This window comes from Pseudomonas sp. LBUM1669, from assembly GCF_059695705.1.
This window is the reverse complement of the sequence record NZ_CP166784.1, coordinates 6,261,992-6,285,197: the sequence shown is the minus strand read 5'-3', so window position 1 is coordinate 6,285,197 and position 23,206 is coordinate 6,261,992. Positions and strand designations below refer to the sequence as shown.

24 protein-coding genes are annotated in these 23,206 nt (G+C 59.3%); 19 read left to right on the top strand and 5 right to left on the bottom strand.

The annotated features are described in order from the left end of the window. The first annotated feature begins 42 nt into the window (after positions 1 to 42). The 3 genes from phoU to ACA051_RS29275 all read left to right on the top strand — a co-directional run bounded on the left by phoU (position 43) and on the right by ACA051_RS29275 (position 2,979). Positions 43 to 804: a phosphate signaling complex protein PhoU gene (phoU, locus tag ACA051_RS29285; protein WP_008150055.1), complete on the top strand. Its 762-nt coding sequence runs from the start codon at positions 43 to 45 to the stop codon at positions 802 to 804. A 167-nt stretch (positions 805 to 971) separates the two neighbouring features. Continuing rightward, complete coding sequence (locus tag ACA051_RS29280) at positions 972 to 1,877, top strand: response regulator (RefSeq protein ID WP_497306486.1); 906 nt, start codon at positions 972 to 974, stop codon at positions 1,875 to 1,877. A 205-nt stretch (positions 1,878 to 2,082) separates the two neighbouring features. Continuing rightward, on the top strand, positions 2,083 to 2,979 hold the full coding sequence (locus ACA051_RS29275) for a peptidoglycan DD-metalloendopeptidase family protein (protein WP_497372884.1): 897 nt from the start codon (positions 2,083 to 2,085) through the stop codon (positions 2,977 to 2,979). Between the two features lie 207 nt (positions 2,980 to 3,186). On the opposite strand, the gene ACA051_RS29270 is transcribed toward ACA051_RS29275, so the two are convergent. The 3 genes from ACA051_RS29270 to phoB form a co-directional block, all read right to left on the bottom strand. Then, positions 3,187 to 4,527 (bottom strand): hemolysin family protein, encoded by a 1,341-nt coding sequence (locus ACA051_RS29270; RefSeq protein ID WP_497306482.1) that lies wholly within the window; start codon positions 4,525 to 4,527, stop codon positions 3,187 to 3,189. 123 nt (positions 4,528 to 4,650) lie between these two features. Then, the gene (phoR, locus tag ACA051_RS29265; protein WP_497310681.1) at positions 4,651 to 5,937 is read right to left on the bottom strand and encodes a phosphate regulon sensor histidine kinase PhoR; all 1,287 of its coding nucleotides are present in this window, start codon (positions 5,935 to 5,937) and stop codon (positions 4,651 to 4,653) included. Between the two features lie 80 nt (positions 5,938 to 6,017). Then, a complete protein-coding gene (gene phoB / locus ACA051_RS29260) occupies positions 6,018 to 6,707 on the bottom strand; it encodes a phosphate regulon transcriptional regulator PhoB (protein WP_007896474.1) in 690 nt (229 codons plus the stop codon). Positions 6,708 to 6,859: 152 nt separating this feature from the next. Here phoB and ACA051_RS29255 point away from each other — a divergent pair, with 152 nt between their 5' ends. Next, on the top strand, positions 6,860 to 7,252 hold the full coding sequence (locus ACA051_RS29255; protein ID WP_497306480.1) for a COG4315 family predicted lipoprotein: 393 nt from the start codon (positions 6,860 to 6,862) through the stop codon (positions 7,250 to 7,252). A gap of 48 nt (positions 7,253 to 7,300) precedes the next feature. On the opposite strand, the gene ubiA is transcribed toward ACA051_RS29255, so the two are convergent. Then, on the bottom strand, positions 7,301 to 8,191 hold the full coding sequence (ubiA, locus tag ACA051_RS29250; protein ID WP_497372882.1) for a 4-hydroxybenzoate octaprenyltransferase: 891 nt from the start codon (positions 8,189 to 8,191) through the stop codon (positions 7,301 to 7,303). Beyond that, positions 8,191 to 8,754, bottom strand: coding sequence for a chorismate--pyruvate lyase family protein (locus ACA051_RS29245; RefSeq protein ID WP_497372880.1), 564 nt, complete (start codon positions 8,752 to 8,754; stop codon positions 8,191 to 8,193). The genes ubiA and ACA051_RS29245 overlap by 1 nt, the downstream gene beginning before the upstream one ends. Positions 8,755 to 8,956: 202 nt before the next feature. Here ACA051_RS29245 and ACA051_RS29240 point away from each other — a divergent pair, with 202 nt between their 5' ends. The 15 genes from ACA051_RS29240 to tssH all read left to right on the top strand — a co-directional run bounded on the left by ACA051_RS29240 (position 8,957) and on the right by tssH (position 23,200). Next, positions 8,957 to 9,124 (top strand): rubredoxin, encoded by a 168-nt coding sequence (locus tag ACA051_RS29240; RefSeq protein WP_007954349.1) that lies wholly within the window; start codon positions 8,957 to 8,959, stop codon positions 9,122 to 9,124. A gap of 20 nt (positions 9,125 to 9,144) precedes the next feature. Beyond that, on the top strand, positions 9,145 to 10,293 hold the full coding sequence (locus ACA051_RS29235; RefSeq protein ID WP_497306475.1) for an NAD(P)/FAD-dependent oxidoreductase: 1,149 nt from the start codon (positions 9,145 to 9,147) through the stop codon (positions 10,291 to 10,293). 192 nt (positions 10,294 to 10,485) lie between these two features. Beyond that, entirely contained in the window at positions 10,486 to 10,761 is a 276-nt protein-coding gene (locus ACA051_RS29230; RefSeq protein ID WP_003213368.1) for an HU family DNA-binding protein, read from the top strand. A 652-nt stretch (positions 10,762 to 11,413) separates the two neighbouring features. Continuing rightward, complete coding sequence (tssA, locus tag ACA051_RS29225; RefSeq protein ID WP_497306473.1) at positions 11,414 to 12,970, top strand: type VI secretion system protein TssA; 1,557 nt, start codon at positions 11,414 to 11,416, stop codon at positions 12,968 to 12,970. A 32-nt stretch (positions 12,971 to 13,002) separates the two neighbouring features. Next, on the top strand, positions 13,003 to 13,506 hold the full coding sequence (gene tssB, locus ACA051_RS29220) for a type VI secretion system contractile sheath small subunit (protein WP_095633651.1): 504 nt from the start codon (positions 13,003 to 13,005) through the stop codon (positions 13,504 to 13,506). A 28-nt stretch (positions 13,507 to 13,534) separates the two neighbouring features. Continuing rightward, complete coding sequence (gene tssC, locus ACA051_RS29215) at positions 13,535 to 15,010, top strand: type VI secretion system contractile sheath large subunit (protein WP_109626782.1); 1,476 nt, start codon at positions 13,535 to 13,537, stop codon at positions 15,008 to 15,010. A gap of 13 nt (positions 15,011 to 15,023) precedes the next feature. Then, positions 15,024 to 15,431, top strand: coding sequence for a type VI secretion system baseplate subunit TssE (gene tssE / locus ACA051_RS29210; protein WP_008150080.1), 408 nt, complete (start codon positions 15,024 to 15,026; stop codon positions 15,429 to 15,431). A gap of 10 nt (positions 15,432 to 15,441) precedes the next feature. Continuing rightward, positions 15,442 to 15,948, top strand: coding sequence for a PAAR domain-containing protein (locus ACA051_RS29205; protein ID WP_497306470.1), 507 nt, complete (start codon positions 15,442 to 15,444; stop codon positions 15,946 to 15,948). A gap of 5 nt (positions 15,949 to 15,953) precedes the next feature. Beyond that, entirely contained in the window at positions 15,954 to 16,706 is a 753-nt protein-coding gene (locus tag ACA051_RS29200) for a hypothetical protein (RefSeq protein ID WP_497306468.1), read from the top strand. Then, positions 16,706 to 17,011, top strand: coding sequence for a hypothetical protein (locus tag ACA051_RS29195; RefSeq protein WP_497306466.1), 306 nt, complete (start codon positions 16,706 to 16,708; stop codon positions 17,009 to 17,011). Before ACA051_RS29200 ends, ACA051_RS29195 begins: the two co-directional genes overlap by 1 nt. Then, the gene (locus ACA051_RS29190) at positions 17,008 to 17,301 is read left to right on the top strand and encodes a hypothetical protein (RefSeq protein WP_497306464.1); all 294 of its coding nucleotides are present in this window, start codon (positions 17,008 to 17,010) and stop codon (positions 17,299 to 17,301) included. The genes ACA051_RS29195 and ACA051_RS29190 overlap by 4 nt, the downstream gene beginning before the upstream one ends. After that, positions 17,288 to 17,755 (top strand): hypothetical protein, encoded by a 468-nt coding sequence (locus tag ACA051_RS29185; RefSeq protein ID WP_497306462.1) that lies wholly within the window; start codon positions 17,288 to 17,290, stop codon positions 17,753 to 17,755. Before ACA051_RS29190 ends, ACA051_RS29185 begins: the two co-directional genes overlap by 14 nt. Before the next feature lie 24 nt (positions 17,756 to 17,779). Further along, positions 17,780 to 19,567 carry a type VI secretion system baseplate subunit TssF gene (tssF, locus tag ACA051_RS29180; protein ID WP_497306460.1) on the top strand — a complete coding sequence of 596 codons (1,788 nt, stop codon included), beginning with the start codon at positions 17,780 to 17,782 and terminating at the stop codon, positions 19,565 to 19,567. Continuing rightward, entirely contained in the window at positions 19,531 to 20,538 is a 1,008-nt protein-coding gene (tssG, locus tag ACA051_RS29175) for a type VI secretion system baseplate subunit TssG (RefSeq protein WP_497306458.1), read from the top strand. Before tssF ends, tssG begins: the two co-directional genes overlap by 37 nt. Positions 20,539 to 20,551: 13 nt before the next feature. Continuing rightward, complete coding sequence (gene tssH / locus ACA051_RS29170; RefSeq protein WP_497306457.1) at positions 20,552 to 23,200, top strand: type VI secretion system ATPase TssH; 2,649 nt, start codon at positions 20,552 to 20,554, stop codon at positions 23,198 to 23,200. The last annotated feature ends 6 nt before the right edge of the window (positions 23,201 to 23,206 follow it).

Genomic DNA, 23,206 nt, shown 5'->3' with positions numbered 1-23,206 from the left:
TGCGGTCCACCGCACCTAACCGGACGCTCCAAGGACGCCAACATGATTAGTAAAGAAGGCCTTACCCATCACATCTCCGCGCAGTTCAACGCCGAGCTCGAGGAAGTGCGCAGCCACCTCCTGGCCATGGGCGGTCTGGTGGAAAAGCAGGTCAACGACGCGGTGACCGCGCTGATCGAGGCCGACTCCGGCCTGGCCCAGCAGGTTCGTGAGATCGACGACCAGATCAACCAGATGGAACGCAACATCGACGAAGAATGCCTGCGCATTCTGGCCCGCCGTCAGCCGGCGGCGTCTGACTTGCGTCTGATCATCAGCATCTCCAAGTCGGTGATCGACCTGGAGCGCATCGGTGACGAAGCGACCAAGATCGCCCGCCGCGCCATCCAGTTGTGCGAAGAAGGCGAGGCCCCGCGCGGTTACGTCGAGGTTCGCCACATCGGCGACCAGGTGCGCAACATGGTGCGTGACGCGCTGGACGCCTTTGCCCGTTTCGATGCCGACCTGGCGTTGTCGGTGGCCCAGTACGACAAGATCATCGACCGCGAATACAAGACCGCACTGCGTGAGCTGGCGACCTACATGATGGAAGACCCGCGCTCTATCTCGCGGGTCTTGAGCATTATCTGGGTACTGCGTTCGCTGGAACGCATCGGCGACCACGCACGCAACATCTCGGAGCTGGTGATTTATCTGGTGCGCGGCACGGACGTGCGTCACCTGGGCCTCAAGCGCATGAAAGAAGAAGTTGAAGGCACAAGTGGCGAAACCGCTAATGTTCCGGGCAAAGCTGACGATAAGTAAGACTGCCCAAGAAAAACGCCCGGTCCTTTGGCCGGGCGTTTTTTTGTGTGGTTTTCGACTTCAAAAGCAGCACCCGCGAACGAAAAGTCCCGGCGTGACTGAAGGTTTTTGGCAATGTGCCATCAGCAAAACGGTATGCTTGCCGGGATTTTTTCGAGGGGTGATGGATGAGCAAGATCAGTGTGTTGGTGGTGGACGATGCGGCATTCATTCGTGACCTGGTAAAGAAGTGCCTGCGTAACTACTTCCCGGGGATCCGGACCGAAGATGCCATCAACGGCAAAAAGGCTCAGGCCATGCTGGCCAAGGAAGCGTTCGACCTGGTGTTGTGCGACTGGGAGATGCCGGAAATGTCTGGCCTGGAACTGCTGACCTGGTGCCGCGAGCAGGACAACCTCAAGACCATGCCCTTCGTGATGGTGACCAGCCGTGGCGACAAGGAGAACGTGGTCCAGGCGATTCAGGCCGGCGTTTCCGGCTACGTCAGCAAGCCCTTCACCAACGAACAACTGCTGACCAAGGTCAAGCAAGCGCTCAACAAGGTCGGCAAGCTCGACGCCTTGATGAACGGTGCGCCAACCAAAATGAACTCGGCCTTCGGCAATGATTCCCTGAGCGCGTTGACCGGCGGCAAGGCGGCCGTGGTCTCAGCTCCCGCACCGGCGGCAGCCCCTTCGCGCGGTTTGCTCAACAGCCCACCGGTCAAGGCGCCGGTCGCTGCTTCCGCACCGGCCAGCGGTCGAGGTCAAGGCCAGTTGCGTTTGCCAGGCGGCATTCAGCAGTGCGTGATCAAAGCCTTGAGCATCAAGGAAGCGCTGCTGGTGGTGAAGCGCACCGACACGTTGCCGCAAGTCCTCGACAGCGCCGTGCTTGATCTGGAGCAGGGCGACAACGCTGAAGTTGCTCGCCTCAATGGCTACCTGCACGCCATCGTCGCGTTTGAACCGAAACCCGACAGCGACTGGCTGCAACTGACCTTCCGCTTTGTCGATCAGGATGCGCAAAAGCTCGACTACATCTCCCGATTGATTGCCCGTGGTACGGCGCAGAAGCACTTCGTACCTGGCGCGTAGTCTTCATCGACTGAGAGTCCGTCTTCGCGGGCAAGCCTCGCTCCTACAGATCACACCGACCTGTAGAAGCGAGGCTTGCCCGCGAAGGGGCCATCAAATTCACCGCACATCCCCTTTGCTGCCCATTTTGAAACATCTGCCGACTACCCGGGTCCATTGCAGCTGCTAGGCTCCTTCCCAGGCCTTACTCGACAGACTCTTGCCCATGCTCGCGCGCCTGCTGTTTTTCTGTGGTCTTTTCATGGCCTCCACCTCGGCTGTGGCCATGACGATCTACAAGTCCACCGACGCCAATGGCGTGGTCTCCTACAGCGACCGCCCCACGAAAGGCTCTCAGGTGTTCGTTTTTCGTGATCGCATGGTCGAGCACCTTGAGCGTCAGGTGTACCTGGAGATCAAGAAGCAGAAGGGCGTGGACAGCGTCTACGTGCGCAACGACCTGTATGCGCCGGTCGAGATCGAGCTGAGTTTTGCCGGACTGAGCAATGTCAGCGGCGCGCCGAGCCGACCGATCCGCCGGGTGATGCCGGCCCGCAGCAACATCCGTCTGGCGCTGCTCACGGCGACGAAGACCGGAAGGCCGTTGGCGTACACCCCAAGGTTCGAATATTCCCTGGGCGACCCTTCAGGGGCTGCCATGGCCTATCGGTATCCGCTGCCCTGGCGTGGCGGGCCGTTTCGCTTGAGTCAGGGCAACAACGGCCAGTACAGCCATTTCGGCGCCAAGAACCGTTACGCCATGGACATTGCCATGCCCGAAGGCACGCCGATCATTGCGGCGCGTGGCGGGGTGGTGGTGAAAACCGAAAATGCCCAGACCGGGCGCGGTACCGATCCGTCGGGCAATTTTGTGCGGGTGCTGCACGATGACGGGACGATGGGTGTGTACCTGCACCTCAAACAAGGTTCGGTCAGTGTTCGCGAGGGGCAACGGATAGCGGTGGGCAGCGCACTGGCCCTGTCGGGCAACACCGGCAACAGCAGCGGGCCGCATTTGCATTTCGTGGTGCAGCGCAATACGGGGTTGGGGCTGGTGTCGATTCCGTATCAGTTCAATCAGCCGGTGGGGGCGTTGCCCAACTTTGCGCTGGGCAAGCAGTGATGAAGGTGACGCGGACTTAGTGTGGCGAGGGAGCTTGTCGGACCGCCGCACCGTCCCGCTCGGCTGCGCAGCAGTCGCAGGCCGGTGAATCTAATGTGCCTGGAGGATCGCGGTTGCAGGATTGGGGCCGCTTCGCAGCCGAGCGGGACGGTGCGGCGGTCCGACAAGCTCCCTCGCCACAAGAGCCACTCGCCGCCGGTACTGCGCTTAATCCAGCATCAACACCTTGGCCAGGATAATCTTCGGCCCTTTCATCTTCTTGATGATGATTCGCAAGCCTTCGACTTCCAGCACTTCTTCCTCTTCCGGCACCCGCTTCAGGGTTTCGTAGATCAGCCCGGCGAGGGTCTCGGCTTCGATGTGGTCCAGATCGATGCCCAGCAGGCGTTCGACCTTGAACAGCGGCGTATCACCCCGTACCAGCAGTTTGCCCGGCTGGTAGGCGAGGATGCCGCGCTCAGCCTTGCGGTGTTCGTCCTGAATGTCGCCGACCAGCACCTCAAGCACGTCTTCCATGGTCAGGTAGCCGATGATGTTGCCATCGGCTTCTTCGACCAGGGCGAAGTGCGAGCCACCCTTGCGGAACTGTTCCAGCAACTGCGACAACGGCATATGGCGCGAAACCCGCTCCAGCGGCCGGGTCAGTTCGGCGAGGTTGAATGACTCGGGAATGTGGTCCAGGGCCGCCAGTTCCAGCAGCAAGTCCTTGATGTGCAGCAGGCCGACGAACTCCTGGCTATCACTGTCGTAGACCGGATAACGGCTGAACTTGTGGCGACGGAACATCGCCAGGATTTCCTTGAGCGGCGCGTTGAACTCCAGCGTCACCAGGTCTTCCCGAGAGTTGGCCCAGTCGACCACTTCCAGCTCGCCCATTTCCACCGCCGAGGCCAAAACGCGCATGCCTTGGTCGCTCGGGTCCTGGCCACGGCTGGAGTGCAGGATCAGTTTCAGTTCTTCACGGCTGTAGTGGTGCTCGTGATGCGGGCCGGGTTCACCCTGGCCGGCGATCCGCAGGATCGTGTTGGCGCTGGCGTTTAGCAGGTAGATCGCCGGGTACATGGCCCAGTAGAACAGGTACAGCGGCACCGCGGTCCACAGCGACAGCAGCTCGGGTTTGCGGATGGCCCAGGATTTCGGCGCCAGTTCACCGACCACGATGTGCAGGTACGAGATGACGAAGAATGCAGCGAAGAACGATACGCCTTTGATCACTTCGGGCGACTGCACGCCAACAGCTTCAAGCAAAGGTTCGAGAATGTGCGCGAACGCCGGTTCACCGACCCAGCCGAGGCCGAGGGAGGCGAGGGTGATACCCAATTGGCACGCCGAGAGGTACGCATCGAGCTGACTGTGAACGGTGCGCAGGATGTGTCCGCGCCAGCCGTTTTTTTCAGCGATGGCCTCGACCCGGGTCGAGCGCAACTTGACCATGGCGAATTCCGCCGCAACGAAAAAACCGTTGAGCAAAACCAGGATCAGAGCAAAAAGAATCATGCCGAAATCGGCGAAGAGTGTCGCGAGGGTCAAGCCAGGGGAAGGGTCCATGATGGAGTTTTGCGGGTTCCGTGTATTCGAATAGGGGGTCAATGCGGTGCCTGAAGGGCAGGCACAAGTCAGCCAATGTAGCGGCTGACCGGGCGATTGCCTAGTGGCGAGTGCTGGCCGGTATCAGTCGGCGGTGCTGATGACGCGCGTTTTCGTCACTTGGGCGGGCGCGAAATGGCAGGTAAAGGTGCTGCCGTGGCCCGGCACACTGCTGATTTCCATCCGCGCGCGGTGGCGCAGCAGCACGTGTTTGACGATCGCCAGCCCGAGCCCCGTGCCGCCGGTGTTGGAGTTACGACTGGAATCGACGCGGTAGAAGCGTTCGGTCAGGCGCGGCAAGTGTTTGCTGTCGATGCCGATGCCGGAGTCCTGCACACTCAGGTGTGCGCCTTGCTCATCGCCCCACCAGCGAATGCGGATATTGCCTTCGGCCGGGGTGTATTTCACCGCGTTGAACACCAGATTGGAAAACGCGCTGCGCAATTCGGCCTCGCTGCCCTTGAGCAGAATCGTCGGATCGGCTTCCAGGGTGATGCGTTGGTTTTTCTGGCCGGACAACTGCTGAGCGTCACTGGTGATCGATTGCAGCAAGCCGTCGATGGCCACGGGCTGATTGTCCGAGGGGTAATCGGTGGCTTCCAGTTTGGCCAGCAGCAGCAAGTCGTTGAGCAAGGTCTGCATGCGCCCGCCTTGCTGCTGCATCTGCTGCAAGGCACGGGACCAGCGCGGGTTCACGTCCTCGACGTTGTCGAGCAGGGTTTCCAGATAGCCGCAGATGACCGTCAGCGGTGTGCGCAATTCGTGGGAGACATTGGCGATGAAGTCTTTGCGCATCTGTTCCAGTTGATGGATACGCGTCACGTCGCGAACCAGCATCAAGTGTTCGTTGTTACCGTAGCGGGTGATGTACAGCTGAATGCGCAGACGATCATTGATCGGTGACGGGATTTCCAGCGGCTCGGCGTAGCTGTCCTGCTCGAAGTATTCCTTGAAGCGTGGATGGCGCACCAGGTTGGAGACCGGCTGACCGCTGTCTTGCGGCGTCTTGAGGCCGAGCAGGGTTTCGGCGGCGCGGTTCCACCATTCCAAGTTGCCATCGCTGTCGAGCATGATGACGGCGTCTTTCAGCGCGGCAGTGGATTCCTGAACCCGATCGATCACCGCTTGCAGGCGCCCACGCACACGTTGGTCGCGACGTTGCAGGTGGTAGATGCTGTCGAACACTTCGCCCCACAAGCCATAGCCATCAGGCGGCGCTTCGTCGGGTTTGTGCAGCCGCAGCCATTCGTGCAGACGCAGCAACTGCTTGAGGGTCCAGGCCAGGTAAAGGCCCAGGCCCGCGGCGAGGCTCCAGCCGTAGAAACCGGTAATCAGGCCGATCACCAGACACCCGGTCACCAGTAGCAGCATGTGGCGGATCAGGGTGCCATGCCAGTTTTGGTTCAATTGAACACGCGTCCTTGTCAGCTTGTCGGGCGGGAAAGTCCGGGTCAGGCTTTGGTCGAAAAGCGGTAACCGGTGCCCCGCACGGTTTGTACCAGATTTTCATAGGCATCACCGAGGGCTTTGCGCAGACGGCGGATGTGCACGTCGACGGTGCGCTCTTCGACATACACGTTGCCGCCCCAGACTTGATCCAGCAACTGGCCACGGGTGTAGGCCCGTTCCTGGTGAGTCATGAAAAACTGCAGCAGACGGTATTCGGTCGGGCCCATCTCGGCGGGTTTGCCGTCGATGGTCACGCGGTGGCTGATCGGGTCGAGCAGCAGGCCGCCGACTTCGATCGGTGCCTCGCCGTCGGTAGGGCCGGCACGGCGCAGCACGGCTTTGAGGCGCGCCACCAGCTCACGGGGGGAAAACGGCTTGGTGATGTAATCGTCAGCGCCAACTTCCAGGCCCTGGATCTTGTTGTCCTCTTCGCCCTTGGCGGTGAGCATGATGATCGGGATGTCCCCGGTCAGCTCATCGCGCTTGAGGCGTCTGGCCAGCTCGATGCCGGACGTGCCGGGCAGCATCCAGTCGAGCAGGATCAGGTCAGGCTTGCGGTCGACAATAATGGCGTGGGCCTGCTGCGAGTTCTCAGCCTCCAGGCAGTCATAGCCGGCCATTTCCAACGCAACGGCGATCATTTCGCGAATGGGCGCTTCGTCGTCGACGATCAGAATGCTCCTGCCAACCATGCCTTAATCCTCTTGTCATTTAACTGTCTTGTGCCGCATTAGATAACGGAATTATTGCAGTCGTGTGACAACAATTTAGCAGGCCGGCGATAGTCATGATCCTGAACTAAGCTCTAAGTCCGAATCCTGACAACCACAAAAGGAAGGTTTCCATGAAGCAATACTCGCAATCCTTCAAAGCGTTGATGCTGACGGCGGTCATGGCTTTACCATCAATGGCCTTCGCGGCTGAGCCTGCAATGATGAAAGGCGATGTGATGGTCGATCAAAAGGGCATGACGGTGTACATGTACGACAAGGATGCTGGCGGCAAGTCAATGTGTAACGATGAGTGTGCCAAAAACTGGCCGCCAATGATGGCTCCGGCGGGTGCCAAGGCCGAGGGCAAATGGAGTGTCATTAAGCGTGATGACGGCATGATGCAATACGCTTACGACGGCATGCCGCTGTACACCTTTGTGAAGGACGAAAAGCCTGGAGAAATGAAAGGTGACGGCATGAAAGATGTCTGGCACGTCATCACCAATTCCGGACCAAAAAAGTAAGCGAGTCCAGAACCACAAACCTGCCCCCGTGCCGGGAGCAGGTTTGATTCAGCGAAACCCGTAATCCAGCACAATCCCCACAAAAATCGCCAACCCGGCCCAGTGGTTGTGCAAAAACGCCTTGAAGCAACGCATCCGGTCCTTGCCGCGGGTGTACCAGAACTCCCACGCAAAACAGCCCGCCGCCGCCAGTAGCCCGAGGTGGAACCAGCCACCGAGCTCGAACTTCGATCCCGCCAGCAACAGGCAACCCAGCGCCAACCCTTGCAAGGTCAGGATGATCGCCCGGTCTGCGTCGCCAAACAAAATGGCGGTGGATTTCACGCCGATCTTCAGGTCGTCGTCGCGGTCGGTCATCGCATAGTAAGTGTCGTAGCCCACGGTCCACAGCAGGTTGGCAATCCACAGCAACCACGCCGCCGCTGGCAGTTCACCGGTTTCGGCGGTGAACGCCATCGGCATGCCCCAGGAGAACGCCGCACCCAACACCACTTGCGGGTAATAGGTGTAGCGCTTCATGAACGGGTAACTGAGGGCCAGTGCCAAACCGCCGAACGACAACCAGACCGTGGCCGCATTGGTGCACAGCACCAGCAGGAAACTCACGCCCATCAGCAAGGCGAAGAACACCAGGGCTTCTTTGGAGCTGATCTTGCCGCTGACCAAAGGGCGCTGTTCGGTACGTTTCACGTGGCCGTCGACCTTGCGGTCCGCCCAGTCGTTGATCACGCAGCCGCCGGCGCGGGTCAGCACCACGCCAAGCACAAAAATCACAATGTTGGCCAAGGACGGCGAACCTTTGCCGGCAATCCACAGCGCCCACAGCGTCGGCCACAGCAGCAGATAAATGCCGATCGGCTTGTCCATGCGCGTCAGCTGAATGAAATCCCAGGCCCGAGGGTTCAAGCGGTTCAGGGACTTGAGCAGGCTCTGGTACATCAGCAGTTCTCCGGGTGGGCGCGGGTGGCGAGCCACAAGGACGGCAAGAAGATCTCGGCCACCAGCACGCTCAGGGCGCCACGGTCGAAACGCGAGCGACGGCCCCACAGTTCGGGGGCCCGGGAGGCCAATGGCAGCCATTTCTGAGGATAGTGACAAACCTCGATGGCGCGACGCTGGAACGCCTGATCGCAAAACAGCAACTCACCCAATGAGCGGCTACCCAGTTCGTCCATGTGCAAACCGTCGCCCTGCAAGGCGCTGCGGGCCGCGACGCTGCGGGCAAACACCCAGGCTTCACCGTGACTGCGCAGATACACCTCGCGCACCCAACCTTCACTGCCTTCCTCCAACTCCAGCGCAGCACATTCGTCGGCGCGCAGCGGTTGCCAGCCTTCAAACAGCGGCGTGACGCTGAAACCGTCATTCGACAAGCGGATCAGGCGTCGGGTCAGGGAGCCTTCGTCGAACAGCCAGTCGAGAGTAGACGTGTCGGGGAGGGGCGTCAGTTGGCTTTGAGGGAGCCACAGCGGGGTTGCGGAGGGGGATTTTGAGTGCGGCACAGTGAGTCATTATTGGCAGCAAATGAGGCGGTGAGCTTACCATGTCAGCCAGCGATTTTGATTGATCCGGGCCGCCGTTGCGCCGAACACGCTTGCATCTGCCGGGCCCGATCAGTACAAAACGCCCCTGAGCCGGACGGCAGCGCTCCAACCATCGACCGTTCGCGCCGGCAATAAGCCTGAATCCTGAGGAAGTACCTGAATGAAAAAGTGGCAATGTGTGGTCTGCGGCCTGATCTATAACGAAGCCGACGGCTGGCCGGACGATGGCATTGCGCCGGGCACGCTGTGGCAAGACGTACCGGAAGACTGGCTGTGCCCGGACTGCGGCGTGGGCAAGATGGATTTCGAAATGATCGAAATCAACTAAGACATTGAGAGGAGTAAGGAATGAACGCACCTGTCGTGATCGTCGGCACCGGGCTGGCTGGCTACAACCTGGCCCGGGAGTTTCGCAAACTCGATGGCGAAACACCGCTGCTGCTGATTACCGCCGATGACGGACGCTCCTACTCCAAACCGATGCTCTCCACCGGTTTTGGCAAGAACAAAGACGCCGACGGTCTGAGCATGGCCGAGCCGGGCGCCATGGCCGAGCAATTGAAGGCCGAAGTGCGCACCCACACGCGCATAAGCGGCATCGATCCGGGCCACAAACGCCTGTGGATCGGTGAGGAATCGGTCATCTATCGAGACCTGATCCTGGCCTGGGGCGCAGAAACCGTGCGGGTGCCAATCGAAGGCGACGCGGCTGACGTGGTGTTCCCAATCAACGACCTGGAAGATTACGCCCGTTTTCGCGCGGCAGCGGCGGGCAAGCACCGGGTGTTGCTGCTCGGTGCCGGCCTGATCGGTTGTGAGTTCGCCAATGACCTGATCCTCGGCGGCTACGAGGTGCAACTGGTTGCACCCTGCGAGCAAGTCATGCCGACCCTGCTTCACCCGGCGGCAGCCGCTGCGGTGCAGGCCGGGCTGGAAAGCCTGGGCGCGCGTTTCCACCTTGGGCCGGTGCTCAACCGCTTGCAGCGCGTGGCAGACGGCGTGGAAGCGCATCTGTCCGATGGTCAGGTGATTGCTTGCGACGTGGTGGTCTCGGCCATTGGCCTGCGTCCCCGCATCGATCTGGCGGCGGCGGCCGGTGTGCAGGTCAATCGCGGCGTGGTGGTCGATCGCCACCTGAAAACCTCCCACGCCAATATCTACGCCCTGGGCGACTGCGCCGAGGTCGATGGGCTGAATCTTTTGTACGTCATGCCCCTCATGAGCTGTGCGAGAGCGCTGGCTCAGACCCTCGCCGGAAACCCGACGGCGGTGAGTTATGGTCCGATGCCGATCACGGTGAAAACCCCAGTCTGCCCGTTGGTGGTTTCACCGCCGCCACGGGGTGTGGAGGGCGTCTGGACGGTCGAAGGGCAGGGTGCGGACGTCAAAGCTTTATGCCGCGATGCCAGCGGAAAACTGCTCGGTTATGCCCTGACAGGCGCGGCGGTGATGGAAAAACTGGCCCTGAACAAAGAGCTTCCGGCACTGCTGGCGTAAATACCGGTCGTTCTGTCGGAATCACCCCTCTTTTGCCCCTACAAAGGTCGCGCCGAGACTGGCGCGGCTCTTCGCTGCGTGCCATCCTCACTCCCGTCTGCCGCAGAGTAGAGCACCTGCGGCGCTTTGGGCGCTGTTCCAACGAGAACAGCACGGACATAACAACAAAAAACCGTCAAAGGGGCTTCACTAATGCGTAAACCAGAACTCGCCGCTGCAATCGCTGAAAAAGCAGATCTCACCAAAGAGCAGGCCAACCGCGTTCTCAACGCCGTTCTCGAAGAAATCACCGGCGCTCTGCACCGCAAAGACAGCGTCACGCTGGTGGGCTTCGGTACCTTCCTGCAACGCCATCGCGGTGCCCGCACCGGTAAAAACCCGCAAACTGGTGAGCCCGTCAAAATCAAGGCCAGCAACACCGTTGCGTTCAAGCCAGGCAAATCGTTGAAAGACAGCGTTAATCCATAATTGCGGCGAACTCCCTGAATAACGGGGAGAACCGTATAGAAAAATGGGCACACCGATTGAACCGGGTGCCCATTTTTTATGCGCGGTTTTTTGTTTTGTATATGTGTTGCGTGGACTGATTAATACATTCTGGAAAAGAACTGCCCTTATCCAAATGTTCGCGCCCCCGCCCTTAAAATGACCGCTTTATATAAAGTGCCATCACGGGGATGGCACTTTCTTAATTCTCCGTTGTCGCCCTTCGTTCCATTCACAGATGACCGCAATCTTTCGGACAGTTCCTACATTCATTCGCTTTTATTGTTGGCATGCTTCAACCCTGCTGCCATGGAGGTGCCGTCCCCGGTTTGATGAAGGTGGCGGCGACAGCTCTGCCTCAATGCTTTCGGCGCTGTCCAATGATGAGGTGAATATTAAATTGATATCAGGGAATCCCCTTACACATATAGGGAAATCTCCTACACGTAATAAACAGCACTTCGTCTTGTTGTTTAATCAGATGCTTGCTAGTGGCCATCATCGTGAGTACGATGCGCGCACTTGAAAGAGCACGAACTCAATTGGATGAGACTCATCGCAGCTCTTTGATTCTGTCCCTGCGTCATTGGAACTCCAATGGGCGTATGACTGTAATCCTAATTAAAGGCCATGGATGTCCTACTCAAGCAAACTTTCCGCTCATTACCTCGAACTCGCAAAAGCCTCTGTTTCCAAAGAGAATTTCGCGGGCGAGGACGTTCGTTTTTCGAGCGAATATGAGGCACTGGAAAGCGAGCTGGCGAAAGCCTCGTCCATGCACGAAAGCGGTCAGATCGACTGGCTGAAAATCCGTGAAAACAGCGAAAACCTGCTGCGTACCCAATCCAAGGATTTGCGGGTCGGCGCCTGGCTGACGTGGGCCTTGTACCAGCGCGAATCGTTCCAAGGCCTGCTGGCCGGCCTCGGTTTGCTGCACCACTTGTGCGAGAACCACTGGGCCGAAGTTCACCCGAGCAAGGCCCGTACCCGCTCCGCTGCGATCAGTTGGCTGGTGCCGCGTCTCGAGCAGGTGCTGACCGAAAACGTTGCGATCAAAGAGCAGTTGCCGATGTTCCGGCGGCTGGTCGAGCACCTTGAAGGCCTCGATGCCGCTTGCACCGAGCACTTGGGCGACGACGCGCCGCTGCTGCTGCCGATCTCCCGCCGACTGAAAAACATGGTGCAACGCGCCGCCGACAACCAGCCGGAACCCGGCGTGGTGGGCGCTGCGGTGGCCCAGGTCAAGCAAGCCGCCACGCAGTTGTTCACCCCCGGCGCACCGATCGACAACGAAAAAGAAGCCCACAAGGCCCTGCGCGCCCAGCAGGAAAGCGCCCGTCCGTTGTGTGCCTGGTGGCTCAAGCAGAAAGCCACCGACCTGCGCGCCTTGCGCCTCAATCGCACGCTGCTGTGGCTGCCCATCGACGCGGTACCTGAGCGAAATGCCGAGCAAATCACCGTGCTGCGCGGTTTGCCCGCCGACAAGCTCAAGGCCTATCAGGACCGCTACGATCAAGCCAAATACGCAGACTTGCTGGTGGAGCTGGAGGCGAGTCTGGCGAAGGCGCCGTTCTGGTTCGATGGCCAGCGAATGGTCTGGGAATGCCTCCAGGGCCTGAACGCCGAGATGGCAATGCGCGAAGTGGAAATCCACTTCGCGCTTTTGATTCAGCGTCTGCCCGGCATCGTCGAATTGCGTTTCCACGACGGCGCGCCGTTTGCCGATCCGTCCACCCGCGCCTGGATCAGCGCCAGCGTCATGCCGCACCTGCAAAGCGCCAGTGCGCCGCGCAAGGTCGAAGTCGCCGACACCCAGCCAGCCTGGGAAGTGGCCCTCGAAGAAGTCCTGCCGATCCTGCGCAAGGACGGCCTCAAGGCCGCTGTGCAGATCCTCAAGCAGGGGCTGCAAAGCGCCCAGGGCGGACGCGTCCGGTTTTTCTGGCAGTTCGCCCTCGCGCGGCTGTGCTTCATGGCCAAGAAATACGAACTGGCCAAGACCCAACTCGAAACACTCGACCAAACATTACAGGACTCAGGCCTGAACGCCTGGGAGCCCGATCTTGCGCTGGAAGTGCTGCATTTACTGCATAGCTGCTGCGAGTTGTTGCCGCAGAACCATGCCGTACGTGAACGCAAGGAAGAGATTTATCGCAGGCTGTGCCACCTCGATCTCGAAGTGGTACTCGAATAGGCCCCAGGGCCACAACCGCAAGGAGAATAGCCATGGCCAAAGAAGGCTCGGTAGCCCCCAAGGAACGCATCAACGTCACTTTCAAACCTGCCACCGGTGGTGCACAGGAAGAGATCGAACTGCCGTTGAAACTACTGGCAATCGGTGACTACACCCACCGCAAGGACGAACGCAAAGTCGAAGATCGCAAGCCGATCAGCATCGACAAGATGACGTTTGACGAAGTGCTGGCCAAGCAAGAGCTGAACCTGACACTGAGCGTGCCGAACCGTCTTCAGGAAGAAGGTGACACTGAAGAACTGGCCGTGAAACTGCGCGTCAACTCGATGAAGGACTTCAACCCGGCCTCGCTGGTCGAGCAAGTGCCTGAGCTGAAAAAACTGATGGAACTGCGCGACGCGCTGGTGGCCCTCAAAGGCCCACTGGGTAACGCGCCTGCGTTCCGCAAAGCCATCGAAGGCGTTCTCGCCGACGACGAATCCCGCGGTCGCGTACTGGGTGAGCTGGGCTTGAACGCCGCAGCCCAGGACGCCTGAGTCTCTATCAGCCAAGGAAGCCAACACAATGAGCACTAGCGCAGCACAGCAAAAGAGCAAAGAGAACGGCGAATACAGCATTCTCGACAGCATCATCGCCGAAACCCGCCTGACACCGGATGACGAAGCCTACGACATCGCCAAGCGCGGTGTGTCGGCCTTCATCGAAGAGCTACTCAAGCCGCAGAACAACGGTGAGCCGGTCAAGAAAGCCATGGTTGACCGCATGATCGCCGAGATCGATGCCAAGCTCAGCCGCCAGATGGACGAAATCCTGCACCACCCTGACTTCCAGTCCCTGGAATCGTCGTGGCGTGGCCTGCAGTTGCTGGTCGACCGCACCAACTTCCGCGAAAACATCAAGATTGAAATCCTCAACGTCTCCAAAGAAGACCTGCTGGACGATTTCGACGATTCGCCAGAAGTAATGCAATCGGGTCTGTACAAGCACATCTACACCGCTGAATACGGTCAGTTCGGTGGTCAGCCTGTGGGCGCGATCATCGCCAACTACTTCATGTCCCCAAGCTCGCCGGACGTGAAACTGATGCAATACGTGTCCAGCGTTGCCTGCATGTCGCACGCACCGTTCATTGCTGCTGCCGGCCCGAAATTCTTCGGCCTGGAAAGCTTCACCGGCCTGCCGGACCTGAAGGATCTGAAAGATCACTTCGAAGGCCCGCAATTCGCCAAATGGCAGAGCTTCCGCCAGTCGGAAGACTCCCGTTACGTTGGCCTGACCGTGCCGCGTTTCCTGCTGCGTAACCCGTACGACCCGGAAGAAAACCCGGTCAAATCGTTCGTGTACAAAGAAACCGTCGCCAACAGCCACGAGCACTACCTGTGGGGCAACACCGCCTACGCGTTCGGCACCAAGCTGACTGACAGTTTCGCCAAATTCCGCTGGTGCCCGAACATCATCGGCCCGCAGAGCGGTGGCGCAGTTGAAGACCTGCCGTTGCACCACTTCGAAAGCATGGGCGAAATCGAAACCAAGATTCCTACGGAAGTTCTGGTTAGCGACCGTCGTGAATACGAACTGGCCGAGGAAGGCTTCATCTCCCTGACCATGCGCAAAGGCTCCGACAACGCGGCGTTCTTCTCCGCCAGCTCGGTGCAGAAGCCGAAGTTCTTCGGCATCAGCGCAGAAGGCAAGGCAGCAGAGCTGAACTACAAGCTCGGCACCCAACTGCCGTACATGATGATCGTCAACCGCCTGGCTCACTACTTGAAAGTGCTGCAGCGCGAGCAACTCGGTTCGTGGAAAGAACGTACCGACCTCGAGCTGGAACTCAACAAGTGGATCCGCCAGTACGTGGCCGACCAGGAAAACCCAAGCGCCGAAGTCCGTGGCCGCCGTCCACTGCGCGCTGCCCAGATCATCGTCAGCGATGTTGAAGGCGAGCCTGGCTGGTACCGCGTCAGCCTGAACGTGCGTCCGCACTTCAAGTACATGGGTGCCGATTTCACCCTGTCGCTGGTTGGCAAGCTGGACAAAGAGTAAGCGGAGCTAACTCATGACTGGATACGGCAGCCTTTTCGAACGCCTGGGTGGCGACGCGGACAAACGCGTCGGCTGGAGCCGCGAGGTCTCCGCCATGGCGTCCGTGGCTGCCCATCTGGCCAAGATGCTCAGCACCCGTGCGGGCAGCGTGCAAACGCTGTCCGATTACGGGCTACCCGATCTCAATGACATGCGTCTGAGCCTGCACGACTCCCTGAGTCAGGCCCGTCTGGCCATCGAAAATTTCATCGAAGCCTACGAGCCACGCCTGAGCAATGTGCGTGTCATCTCCCTGCCGCGTGATCACGATCAGCTTCGCCTGTCCTTCAGCATCGAAGGCCTGCTGGAAGTTGATGGTTTCAAGCGCCAGGTCAGTTTCGCCGCGCGCCTGGATGGCAGCGGTCAAGTCAAGGTCAACTAAGGAGATTCGTATGTCCGGCAAACCCGCAGCCCGCGTATCCGACCCCACCGCTTGCCCGCTCCCCGGCCACGGCACCAACCCGATCGCCGCCGGTTCCGGCGACGTCTTCTTCGACGGCCTCGCGGCCGCCCGCCAAGGCGATGCCTCGGCGTGTGGTGGTGCGATGTCGGGCGGGTTGGCGACGACGGTTTTGATTAACGGCAAACCGGCGGCGACGGTGGACTCTGTTGGGACCCATGGCAACAAGGTTACGGCCGGGTCCGGGACGGTGATTATCGGGAATTCGCATTCGCCGGTGCCGTTTGTGCCGCCGTTGCCTTTGATTTTTCCTGGATTTGATGAGCAGTTTGTCCTGACTGACAAGAGCGGAGCGCCTATGGCAAACCGTCGATATCTCTTGACCCGAGAAAATGGTCTTCAAGAGGAAGGCGTTACCAGTGATACAGGCCTGACTCATCGAGTAGCGCGGCACAGTAGTGCGGAAAAAATCGACATCTACGTTGCGTCAGAGGATTGATACAAATGACGACTGACGTATTACAAACATCAACCGGGATATTTAAAAAGGTTGCTACGATCAGCAGTACTGCTACTGCGGATAGGACACCGAAAAATATCGTGGTGGAAGAAGGTCTGACGGTTTATCTCGGTGGTGCTGGGATGACCGGTGGATATATCGATGATCAGATCAAGTCACTGCGCATGGCCGGTATTAGTGGTGCAGTAGTAGGCCGTAATACTGAAGGTCAATATGCTGATGCCGTTGCTGGGGTCAATAAGCACCGTTATAGGCTTAAGAAGATTAACGGCATGTCGGACACTGGGCCGTATAGTGTAGAGGCGGACTGGAGCTTGAAGTCGTTAGGGATCAGTCGATCTATTCCAGTCGGAGGGCAATTTAATCTTATTGGTTATTCCTTCGGATCGCTGGTGGCCGCCCAATCAGCTCTTTATTACGCAGATAAAGGGCAGGCAGTTGATTATCTTGTGTTGATAGGCTCTCCCATTTCTGAAGAAATGCTTGGAGAGGTTAAACAACAGTCGTTTATAAAACATGTGGTTGTTCTTGATCTGAAGGAACATGGCGACCCGATCCATGCGGGTATGTCATTTTTCGACTTGGCTGAACATGCTCCATTGCTCGGCTCGCAGATGACCGAGTCCAGCGAGCGTAAGGAAGGTGTAGGGCATTTTTACTACGGTATTGACGGGCCTTCAGGTGAGAAGCGCCGGCTGGAATTGGCAAACTCACTCTACGGGCAGGGCTTGCGTTGATGAGCAGTGCAAAAAAAGTCAGAGCATTGATCATCATCTCAATCGCTATGATCGTACCGTTTGCATTGTCGGAAATTTATGCGGTTGTCCGGTTTGGGTTTGCTGAACCTTATAGCTATTTGCTATCCGTTCCGTTGGCGATTATCTCGTTCTTGCTGTTGCAGTTCGCTATTGGTTATGGGGTGGTGAAAGGGTGGGCGGTCTGCAGAATGCCTAGTAACTACTATTTATTGGTGCTTTGGATAATCAGCTTGTTGGCGCTCTTTGTGCTTCCTATGTTTTTTTCAGGTGGGCCAATGTCGTGATTAGCTATTTTTATTTTTTTGCCTCTGCGATTTTGCTGCTGATGTCATTCACTGACCCAAAAACTGAATGGTCAGTGACTGGTGCCGATGTTTACGGCAGTTTGTTTGTTTTTTGTGCCGTGCTTTATATTCCGCTGATGGCATGTGCTATTTATTATTTTGTAAAGGCCGTGGTAGTTGTTTTTAGGTCGAAGCGCTTACAAGGTGGGTTTCATCCCTTGGTCGTCACCGCTGTAGGTGTTGTTGCTCTTTATAGTTTCAATCACTGGGTGTTCAGTGAAATTTACTAACGATTCGGCGCAGGGCATTCGGAACAGTGAAGGCTGCCCTCATCAAAATTTTTTCAGGGCAGCACTCTGGTCTCCGCTCTTGGTGATGTTGACTTTGACACTGGTTGAGCAGGGCAACGAATACGCGGCGGTTCTGGACTTGCAACAAATGCTGTTGATCTACGTTCTCTCATTCGGAATCCCGGCCTACATCGCCTTTGCTCTGTGGGCAACGCGAGTAATGAACGGGAAAACCGAACAGCAAATTTTGAGAAGTGTGTGGCGCGCACCGTTGACGTTCATCCCTTTTTACGCCGCCCCATGGGTGATTTATGGATTGGCCCATGTGTTTTTGGGGAGCGTCGCCGGGTTCCCGATGATGCTTGGCTGGCTGGCTTTTTTGCCGTACCTGCTCATCGCCGGTTACGTGGTTTCCGGTCTGACGGTCGCGCTCTACAGGACGTTTTTTTCATGAGATCCACCACCAGGAAGGTACCCCGTGTCCTTTAACCACTACTACCAAAGCGAACTCACCGCACTTCGCCAGTTAGGTCGTCGATTCGCCGAGCGTAGCCCGGCATTGGCGCCTTTCCTTGGCCAGGCCGGGCGGGATCCGGACGTGGAGCGGTTGCTGGAAGGTTTTGCATTCCTGACCGGCCGCCTGCGCCAGAAGCTTGATGACGAACTGCCAGAACTCAGCCATTCCCTGATGCACCTGCTGTGGCCCAACTACATGCGGCCGCTGCCGGCGTTCAGCATTTTGCAGTTCGATCCGTTGAAGCGTTCGGGGCCTGCGTTGATGGTCGAGCGCGACACGCCGGTCGAGAGCGTGCCGATCGATGACGTGCGTTGCCGCTTCCGTACCTGCTATCCGACCGAAGTCTTGCCGCTGGATCTGGCCGCGCTGAATTACTCGGTGAAGGGCGACGGCTCGCTGTTGAGCCTGCGTCTGGAGATGAGCGCTGACGGTCACCTCGGTGAGCTGGAGTTGAGTCGTCTGCGTCTGCACTTCGCGGGTGAGCGTTACATCAGCCAGATGCTTTACCTGAGCCTGCTACGCAACCTCGAAGGCATCGAACTGATCCCGCTGGACGGCGCAGGCAAGCCCATCAACGGCGTCAACGGCATGCCGATGGCATTCAAGATGCCCGGCGACCGTGTGCAGCCGGTGGGTTTTGCCGAAGAAGAAGCGTTGATCCCGTATCCGCTGAACACCTTCCGCGGCTATCGCTACTTGCAGGAATACTTCGCCTTCCAGGACAAATTCCTGTTCGTTGATATCAACGGTCTGGACCTGCTGAAAGCCCTGCCGGAAGACACGCTCAAGCAAATGCGCGGCCTCGAATTGCGCTTCGACATTCGCAAGAGCGGCATCATGCGGATGCGCCCGACGCTGGACAACGTGAAGCTCTACTGCACGCCGATCGTCAACCTGTTCAAGCACGACGCGCTGCCGATCCGCCTCGACGGCAAGCAAGATGAATACCTGCTGCTGCCCGCCGAATTCGATCTGCAGAACTGCGGCGTGTTCTCGGTGGAAACCGTCACCGGCTGGAAGCCCGGCGGCCTCGGCTATCAGGAATACGTGCCGTTCGAATCGTTCGAGCATGACCCGAGTTTCGACGTGCCCAACAGCCGTCCGCATTACAGCATCCGCCAGCGTTCGTCGCTGTTGCACGACGGCCTCGACACCTACCTGAGCTTCGGCATCCGCCACACCGAAGCCCACGAAACCCTGTCGATCGAGCTGATGTGCACCAACCAGAACCTGCCGCGCAAGCTCAAGCTCGGCGACATCAGCCAGGCCTGCGAAGAAACGCCGGAGTTCCTGAGTTTCCGCAACATCACCCCAGCCACACCGAGTTACGCGCCGCCGCTGAATCGCGACTTCCTCTGGAAGCTGATCAGCAATATGTCGCTCAACTACCTGTCGCTGGCCGACGTCAATGCGTTGAAGGTGATTCTGGAAACCTACGACCTGCCGCGCTACTACGACCAACACGCTGAAAAAGTCAGCAAGCGCCTGCTGGGCGGGCTCAAGTCGATCAAGCACCAACACGTCGACCGATTGCACCGAGGGTTGCCGGTTCGTGGGTTGCGCACCGAGCTGACCATCGACCCGGAAGGGTATATCGGCGAGGGCGACCTGTTCGTTTTCGCCTCGGTTCTTAACGAGTTTTTCGCGCTTTACGCCAGTCTCAATTCGTACCACGAGCTGCGGGTAAAAAGCACACAGGGAGAGGTGTACCAATGGACACCACGTATGGGCCTTCAGCCGCTGCTTTAAGCGGGCTGACCCGAGGAATACGCGAGTACTCGCTGTTTCAGGCCGTGCTGCTGGTGGTTGACCGGCTGCGCGAGGCCCACCCGCACCTGAGCCAGGACGATCTGTACGACCAGCTGGAATTCCAGGCCAATCCGAGCCTGGGTTTCCCTGGCAGTGACGTCGATCGCGTGGAATTTTTCCACGAGCACGGGCAGATGCGCGCGCGCCTGCGTTTCAACCTGATCGGCCTGGTCGGCTCCGGTTCGCCGCTGCCGGCGTTCTACGGTGAACAGGCCCTGGGCGACAGCGAAGACGGCAACCCGACCCGCAACTTCCTCGACCTGTTTCACCATCGCCTGCAACGGCTGATGCTGCCGATCTGGCGCAAATACCGCTACCGCGCCAGTTTCGAGAGTGGCGCGCTCGATCCGTTTTCTTCCCAGCTGTTTGCGCTGATCGGCCTCGGTGGCGAAGAGATCCGCCGGGCCCAGGAACTCAACTGGAAACGCCTGCTGCCGTACCTCGGTTTGCTCAGCTTGCGGGCGCACTCGGCGGCGCTGATCGAAGCGGTGCTGCGTTACTACTTCAAGCACGCCGAACTGACCATCGAACAGTGCATCGAGCGTCGCGTGGAGATTCTCGACGAGCAGCGCAATCGTTTGGGCCGCGCCAACAGCCTGCTCGGCGAAGACCTGGTGCTGGGCGAACACGTGCGCGACCGCAGCGGCAAGTTCCGCATCCACATCCGCGAACTCGACTGGCAACGCTTCCACGAATTCCTGCCGATCGGTTTCGGCTACCAGCCGCTGTGCGCGCTGGTGCGGTTCACCCTGCGTGACCCGCTTGATTACGACATTCGCCTGGTGCTGCGCCAGGAAGAAATCCGCGAACTGCGCATCGGTGAGCAAAACGCCTGTCGCCTGGGATGGACCAGTTGGCTGGGCCGCGAAAAAGCGGACGGCGTGGTAACCCTGGGCAGCAAAATTCATTAAGGACAGATGACCCATGATCAACGTAGACCTGCAACAACTTATCCAGGCGCTGGACGCCGAAACCCGTCGTGACCTGGAAAGTTCGGCCGAACGTTGCGTCGCCCGTGGCGGCAGCAAAATCCTCGTCGAAGACTTGCTGCTTGGCCTGCTGGAGCGCCCGCAAGGCTTGCTCGCACGCGCGCTGCAAGACGCCGAAGTGGATGCCGGCGAACTGAGCGCCGCGTTGCAATCGCGGGTCGAGCACAGCGCGTCGCGCAACCCGGTGTTCGCCCCGGAACTGGTGCAGTGGCTGCAAGATGCGTTGCTGGTGGCCAACCTTGAACTGGGCCAGAGCCAGGTCGAGCAAGCCGCGTTGATCCTCGCGCTGCTGCGCAACCCGATGCGCTACGCCGGCAGCCGTTATCAGTCGTTGCTGGCCAAGCTGAACATCGAGCGCCTGAAAGAATTCGCCCTGTCGCAGAAAGAACAACCGGCCACCGGCAAGCCTGCCGTACCGGGTGAATCGCTGCTGGAGCGCTTCACGCATAACCTGACCCAACAGGCCCGCGACGGCAAACTCGACCCGGTGCTGTGCCGCGATGGCGCGATCCGGCAGATGGTCGACATCCTCGCCCGTCGCCGCAAGAACAACCCGATCGTGGTCGGCGAGGCCGGTGTCGGTAAAACCGCCATCGTCGAAGGCCTGGCCTCGCGCATCGCCGCCGGTGAAGTGCCGCAAGTGCTCAAAGGCGTGGAGCTGCTGTCGCTGGACATGGGCTTGTTGCAAGCAGGTGCCAGCGTCAAAGGTGAGTTCGAGCGTCGCCTCAAAGGCGTGATCGACGAAGTCAAAGCGTCGCCGAAACCGATCATCCTGTTCATTGACGAAGCCCACACGCTGATCGGCGCGGGTGGCAATGCCGGCGGTTCCGACGCGGCCAACCTGCTCAAGCCTGCCCTGGCCCGTGGCGAGTTGCGCACCATCGCCGCCACCACTTGGGCGGAGTACAAAAAATACTTCGAAAAAGACCCGGCCCTGGCCCGTCGTTTCCAGCCGGTGCAACTGCACGAACCGACCGTCAGCGAAGCAGTGACCATCCTCCGTGGCCTGGCTCAGGTCTACGAGAAGAGCCACGGCATCTACCTGCGCGATGACGCGGTGGTTGCGGCGGCGGAATTGTCGGCGCGTTACCTCGCGGGCCGTCAGCTGCCGGACAAAGCCGTCGACGTGCTGGACACCGCTTGCGCCCGTGTACGCATCAGCCTCGCCGCCGCCCCGGAAAGCCTGGAGCGCCTGCGTGGCGAACTGGCTGAAGGTGGCCGTCAGCGTCAGGCCCTGCGCCGTGATGCCGAGGCCGGTCTGCTGATCGATCACGAAGCGCTGGACGCTTTGGAAGATCGCCTGGCTGCCGCCGAAGAGGAAATGGTCGCACTGGAAACCCTGTGGACCGAACAGAAAGAACTAGCCGAGCGCCTGTTGGACCTGCGTCAGCAACTGGCCAAGGCGCGAGAAGCCGCCGCCGTCGAGCCAATCGTCACGGTTGAAGAAGACGCCGAAGGCACCGTGATCGAAACCCTGGTGGTGGACGAAGCGCACAGCGTCGAAACCCTGGAAGCCGCACTCAACGAAACTCACAAAGCGCTGACCGAGCTTCAAATCAAAGAACGTCTGGTGAGCTTCGAGGTCTGCCCGCGTCTGGTGGCTGAAGTGATCAGCGCCTGGACCGGCGTGCCGTTGGCGCAACTGGCCCGCGAGCACAACGCCAAGGTCGCCAGCTTCGCCACCGACCTGCGCACGCGCATTCGTGGTCAGGAACAAGCCGTGCATGCGCTGGACCGCTCAATGCGCGCCACCGCTGCCGGCCTCAACAAACCTGACGCCCCGGTTGGCGTGTTCCTGCTGGTCGGCCCGAGCGGCGTCGGCAAGACCGAAACCGCGCTGGCCCTGGCCGACTTGTTGTACGGCGGTGATCGTTTCATCACCACCATCAACATGTCCGAGTTCCAGGAGAAGCACACCGTCTCGCGCCTGATCGGTGCGCCACCGGGCTACGTCGGTTACGGCGAAGGCGGCATGCTCACCGAAGCCGTGCGCCAGAAGCCGTACTCGGTCGTGTTGCTCGATGAAGTCGAGAAGGCCGACCCGGACGTGCTGAACCTGTTCTACCAAATCTTCGACAAAGGCGTGGCCAACGACGGCGAAGGGCGCGAAATCGATTTCCGCAACACGCTGATCCTGATGACCTCGAACCTGGGCAGTGATCGCATCAGCGAGCTCTGCGAAAACGGCGCACGGCCGACCGCCGAAGTGCTCGAAGAAACCATTCGCCCGGTACTGAGCAAACACTTCAAACCGGCACTGCTGGCGCGGATGCGCGTGGTGCCTTACTACCCGGTGGGCGGCCCGGTGCTGCGCGAGCTGATCGAAATCAAACTCGGTCGTCTGGGCGAGCGTCTGAACCGTCGTCAGTTGGATTTCACTTTCTCCCAGGATCTCGTCGATCACTTGGCCGAGCGTTGCACCCAAAGCGACAGCGGCGCGCGTTTGATCGATCATTTGCTCGACCTGCACGTGCTGCCGTTGGTGGCCGACCGCTTGCTCGATGCGATGGCCACCGGTGAAAGCCTCAAGCGTGTGCACGCGACGCTCGACGGCAACGCCAGCGTGACGTGCGAGTTCGCCTGAGGTGGG

What these genes read in the sequence shown, in the direction of transcription:
- phoU (WP_008150055.1), top strand. Translation starts at nt 43, where the DNA reads ATGATTAGTAAAGAAGGCCTTACCCATCACATCTCCGCGCAGTTCAAC.
- ACA051_RS29280 (WP_497306486.1), top strand. Translation starts at nt 972, where the DNA reads ATGAGCAAGATCAGTGTGTTGGTGGTGGACGATGCGGCATTCATTCGT.
- ACA051_RS29275 (WP_497372884.1), top strand. Translation starts at nt 2,083, where the DNA reads ATGCTCGCGCGCCTGCTGTTTTTCTGTGGTCTTTTCATGGCCTCCACC.
- ACA051_RS29270 (WP_497306482.1), bottom strand. Translation starts at nt 4,527, where the DNA reads ATGGACCCTTCCCCTGGCTTGACCCTCGCGACACTCTTCGCCGATTTC.
- phoR (WP_497310681.1), bottom strand. Translation starts at nt 5,937, where the DNA reads ATGCTGCTACTGGTGACCGGGTGTCTGGTGATCGGCCTGATTACCGGT.
- phoB (WP_007896474.1), bottom strand. Translation starts at nt 6,707, where the DNA reads ATGGTTGGCAGGAGCATTCTGATCGTCGACGACGAAGCGCCCATTCGC.
- ACA051_RS29255 (WP_497306480.1), top strand. Translation starts at nt 6,860, where the DNA reads ATGAAGCAATACTCGCAATCCTTCAAAGCGTTGATGCTGACGGCGGTC.
- ubiA (WP_497372882.1), bottom strand. Translation starts at nt 8,191, where the DNA reads ATGTACCAGAGCCTGCTCAAGTCCCTGAACCGCTTGAACCCTCGGGCC.
- ACA051_RS29240 (WP_007954349.1), top strand. Translation starts at nt 8,957, where the DNA reads ATGAAAAAGTGGCAATGTGTGGTCTGCGGCCTGATCTATAACGAAGCC.
- ACA051_RS29235 (WP_497306475.1), top strand. Translation starts at nt 9,145, where the DNA reads ATGAACGCACCTGTCGTGATCGTCGGCACCGGGCTGGCTGGCTACAAC.
- ACA051_RS29230 (WP_003213368.1), top strand. Translation starts at nt 10,486, where the DNA reads ATGCGTAAACCAGAACTCGCCGCTGCAATCGCTGAAAAAGCAGATCTC.
- tssA (WP_497306473.1), top strand. Translation starts at nt 11,414, where the DNA reads ATGTCCTACTCAAGCAAACTTTCCGCTCATTACCTCGAACTCGCAAAA.
- tssB (WP_095633651.1), top strand. Translation starts at nt 13,003, where the DNA reads ATGGCCAAAGAAGGCTCGGTAGCCCCCAAGGAACGCATCAACGTCACT.
- tssC (WP_109626782.1), top strand. Translation starts at nt 13,535, where the DNA reads ATGAGCACTAGCGCAGCACAGCAAAAGAGCAAAGAGAACGGCGAATAC.
- tssE (WP_008150080.1), top strand. Translation starts at nt 15,024, where the DNA reads ATGACTGGATACGGCAGCCTTTTCGAACGCCTGGGTGGCGACGCGGAC.
- ACA051_RS29205 (WP_497306470.1), top strand. Translation starts at nt 15,442, where the DNA reads ATGTCCGGCAAACCCGCAGCCCGCGTATCCGACCCCACCGCTTGCCCG.
- ACA051_RS29200 (WP_497306468.1), top strand. Translation starts at nt 15,954, where the DNA reads ATGACGACTGACGTATTACAAACATCAACCGGGATATTTAAAAAGGTT.
- ACA051_RS29195 (WP_497306466.1), top strand. Translation starts at nt 16,706, where the DNA reads ATGAGCAGTGCAAAAAAAGTCAGAGCATTGATCATCATCTCAATCGCT.
- tssG (WP_497306458.1), top strand. Translation starts at nt 19,531, where the DNA reads ATGGACACCACGTATGGGCCTTCAGCCGCTGCTTTAAGCGGGCTGACC.
- tssH (WP_497306457.1), top strand. Translation starts at nt 20,552, where the DNA reads ATGATCAACGTAGACCTGCAACAACTTATCCAGGCGCTGGACGCCGAA.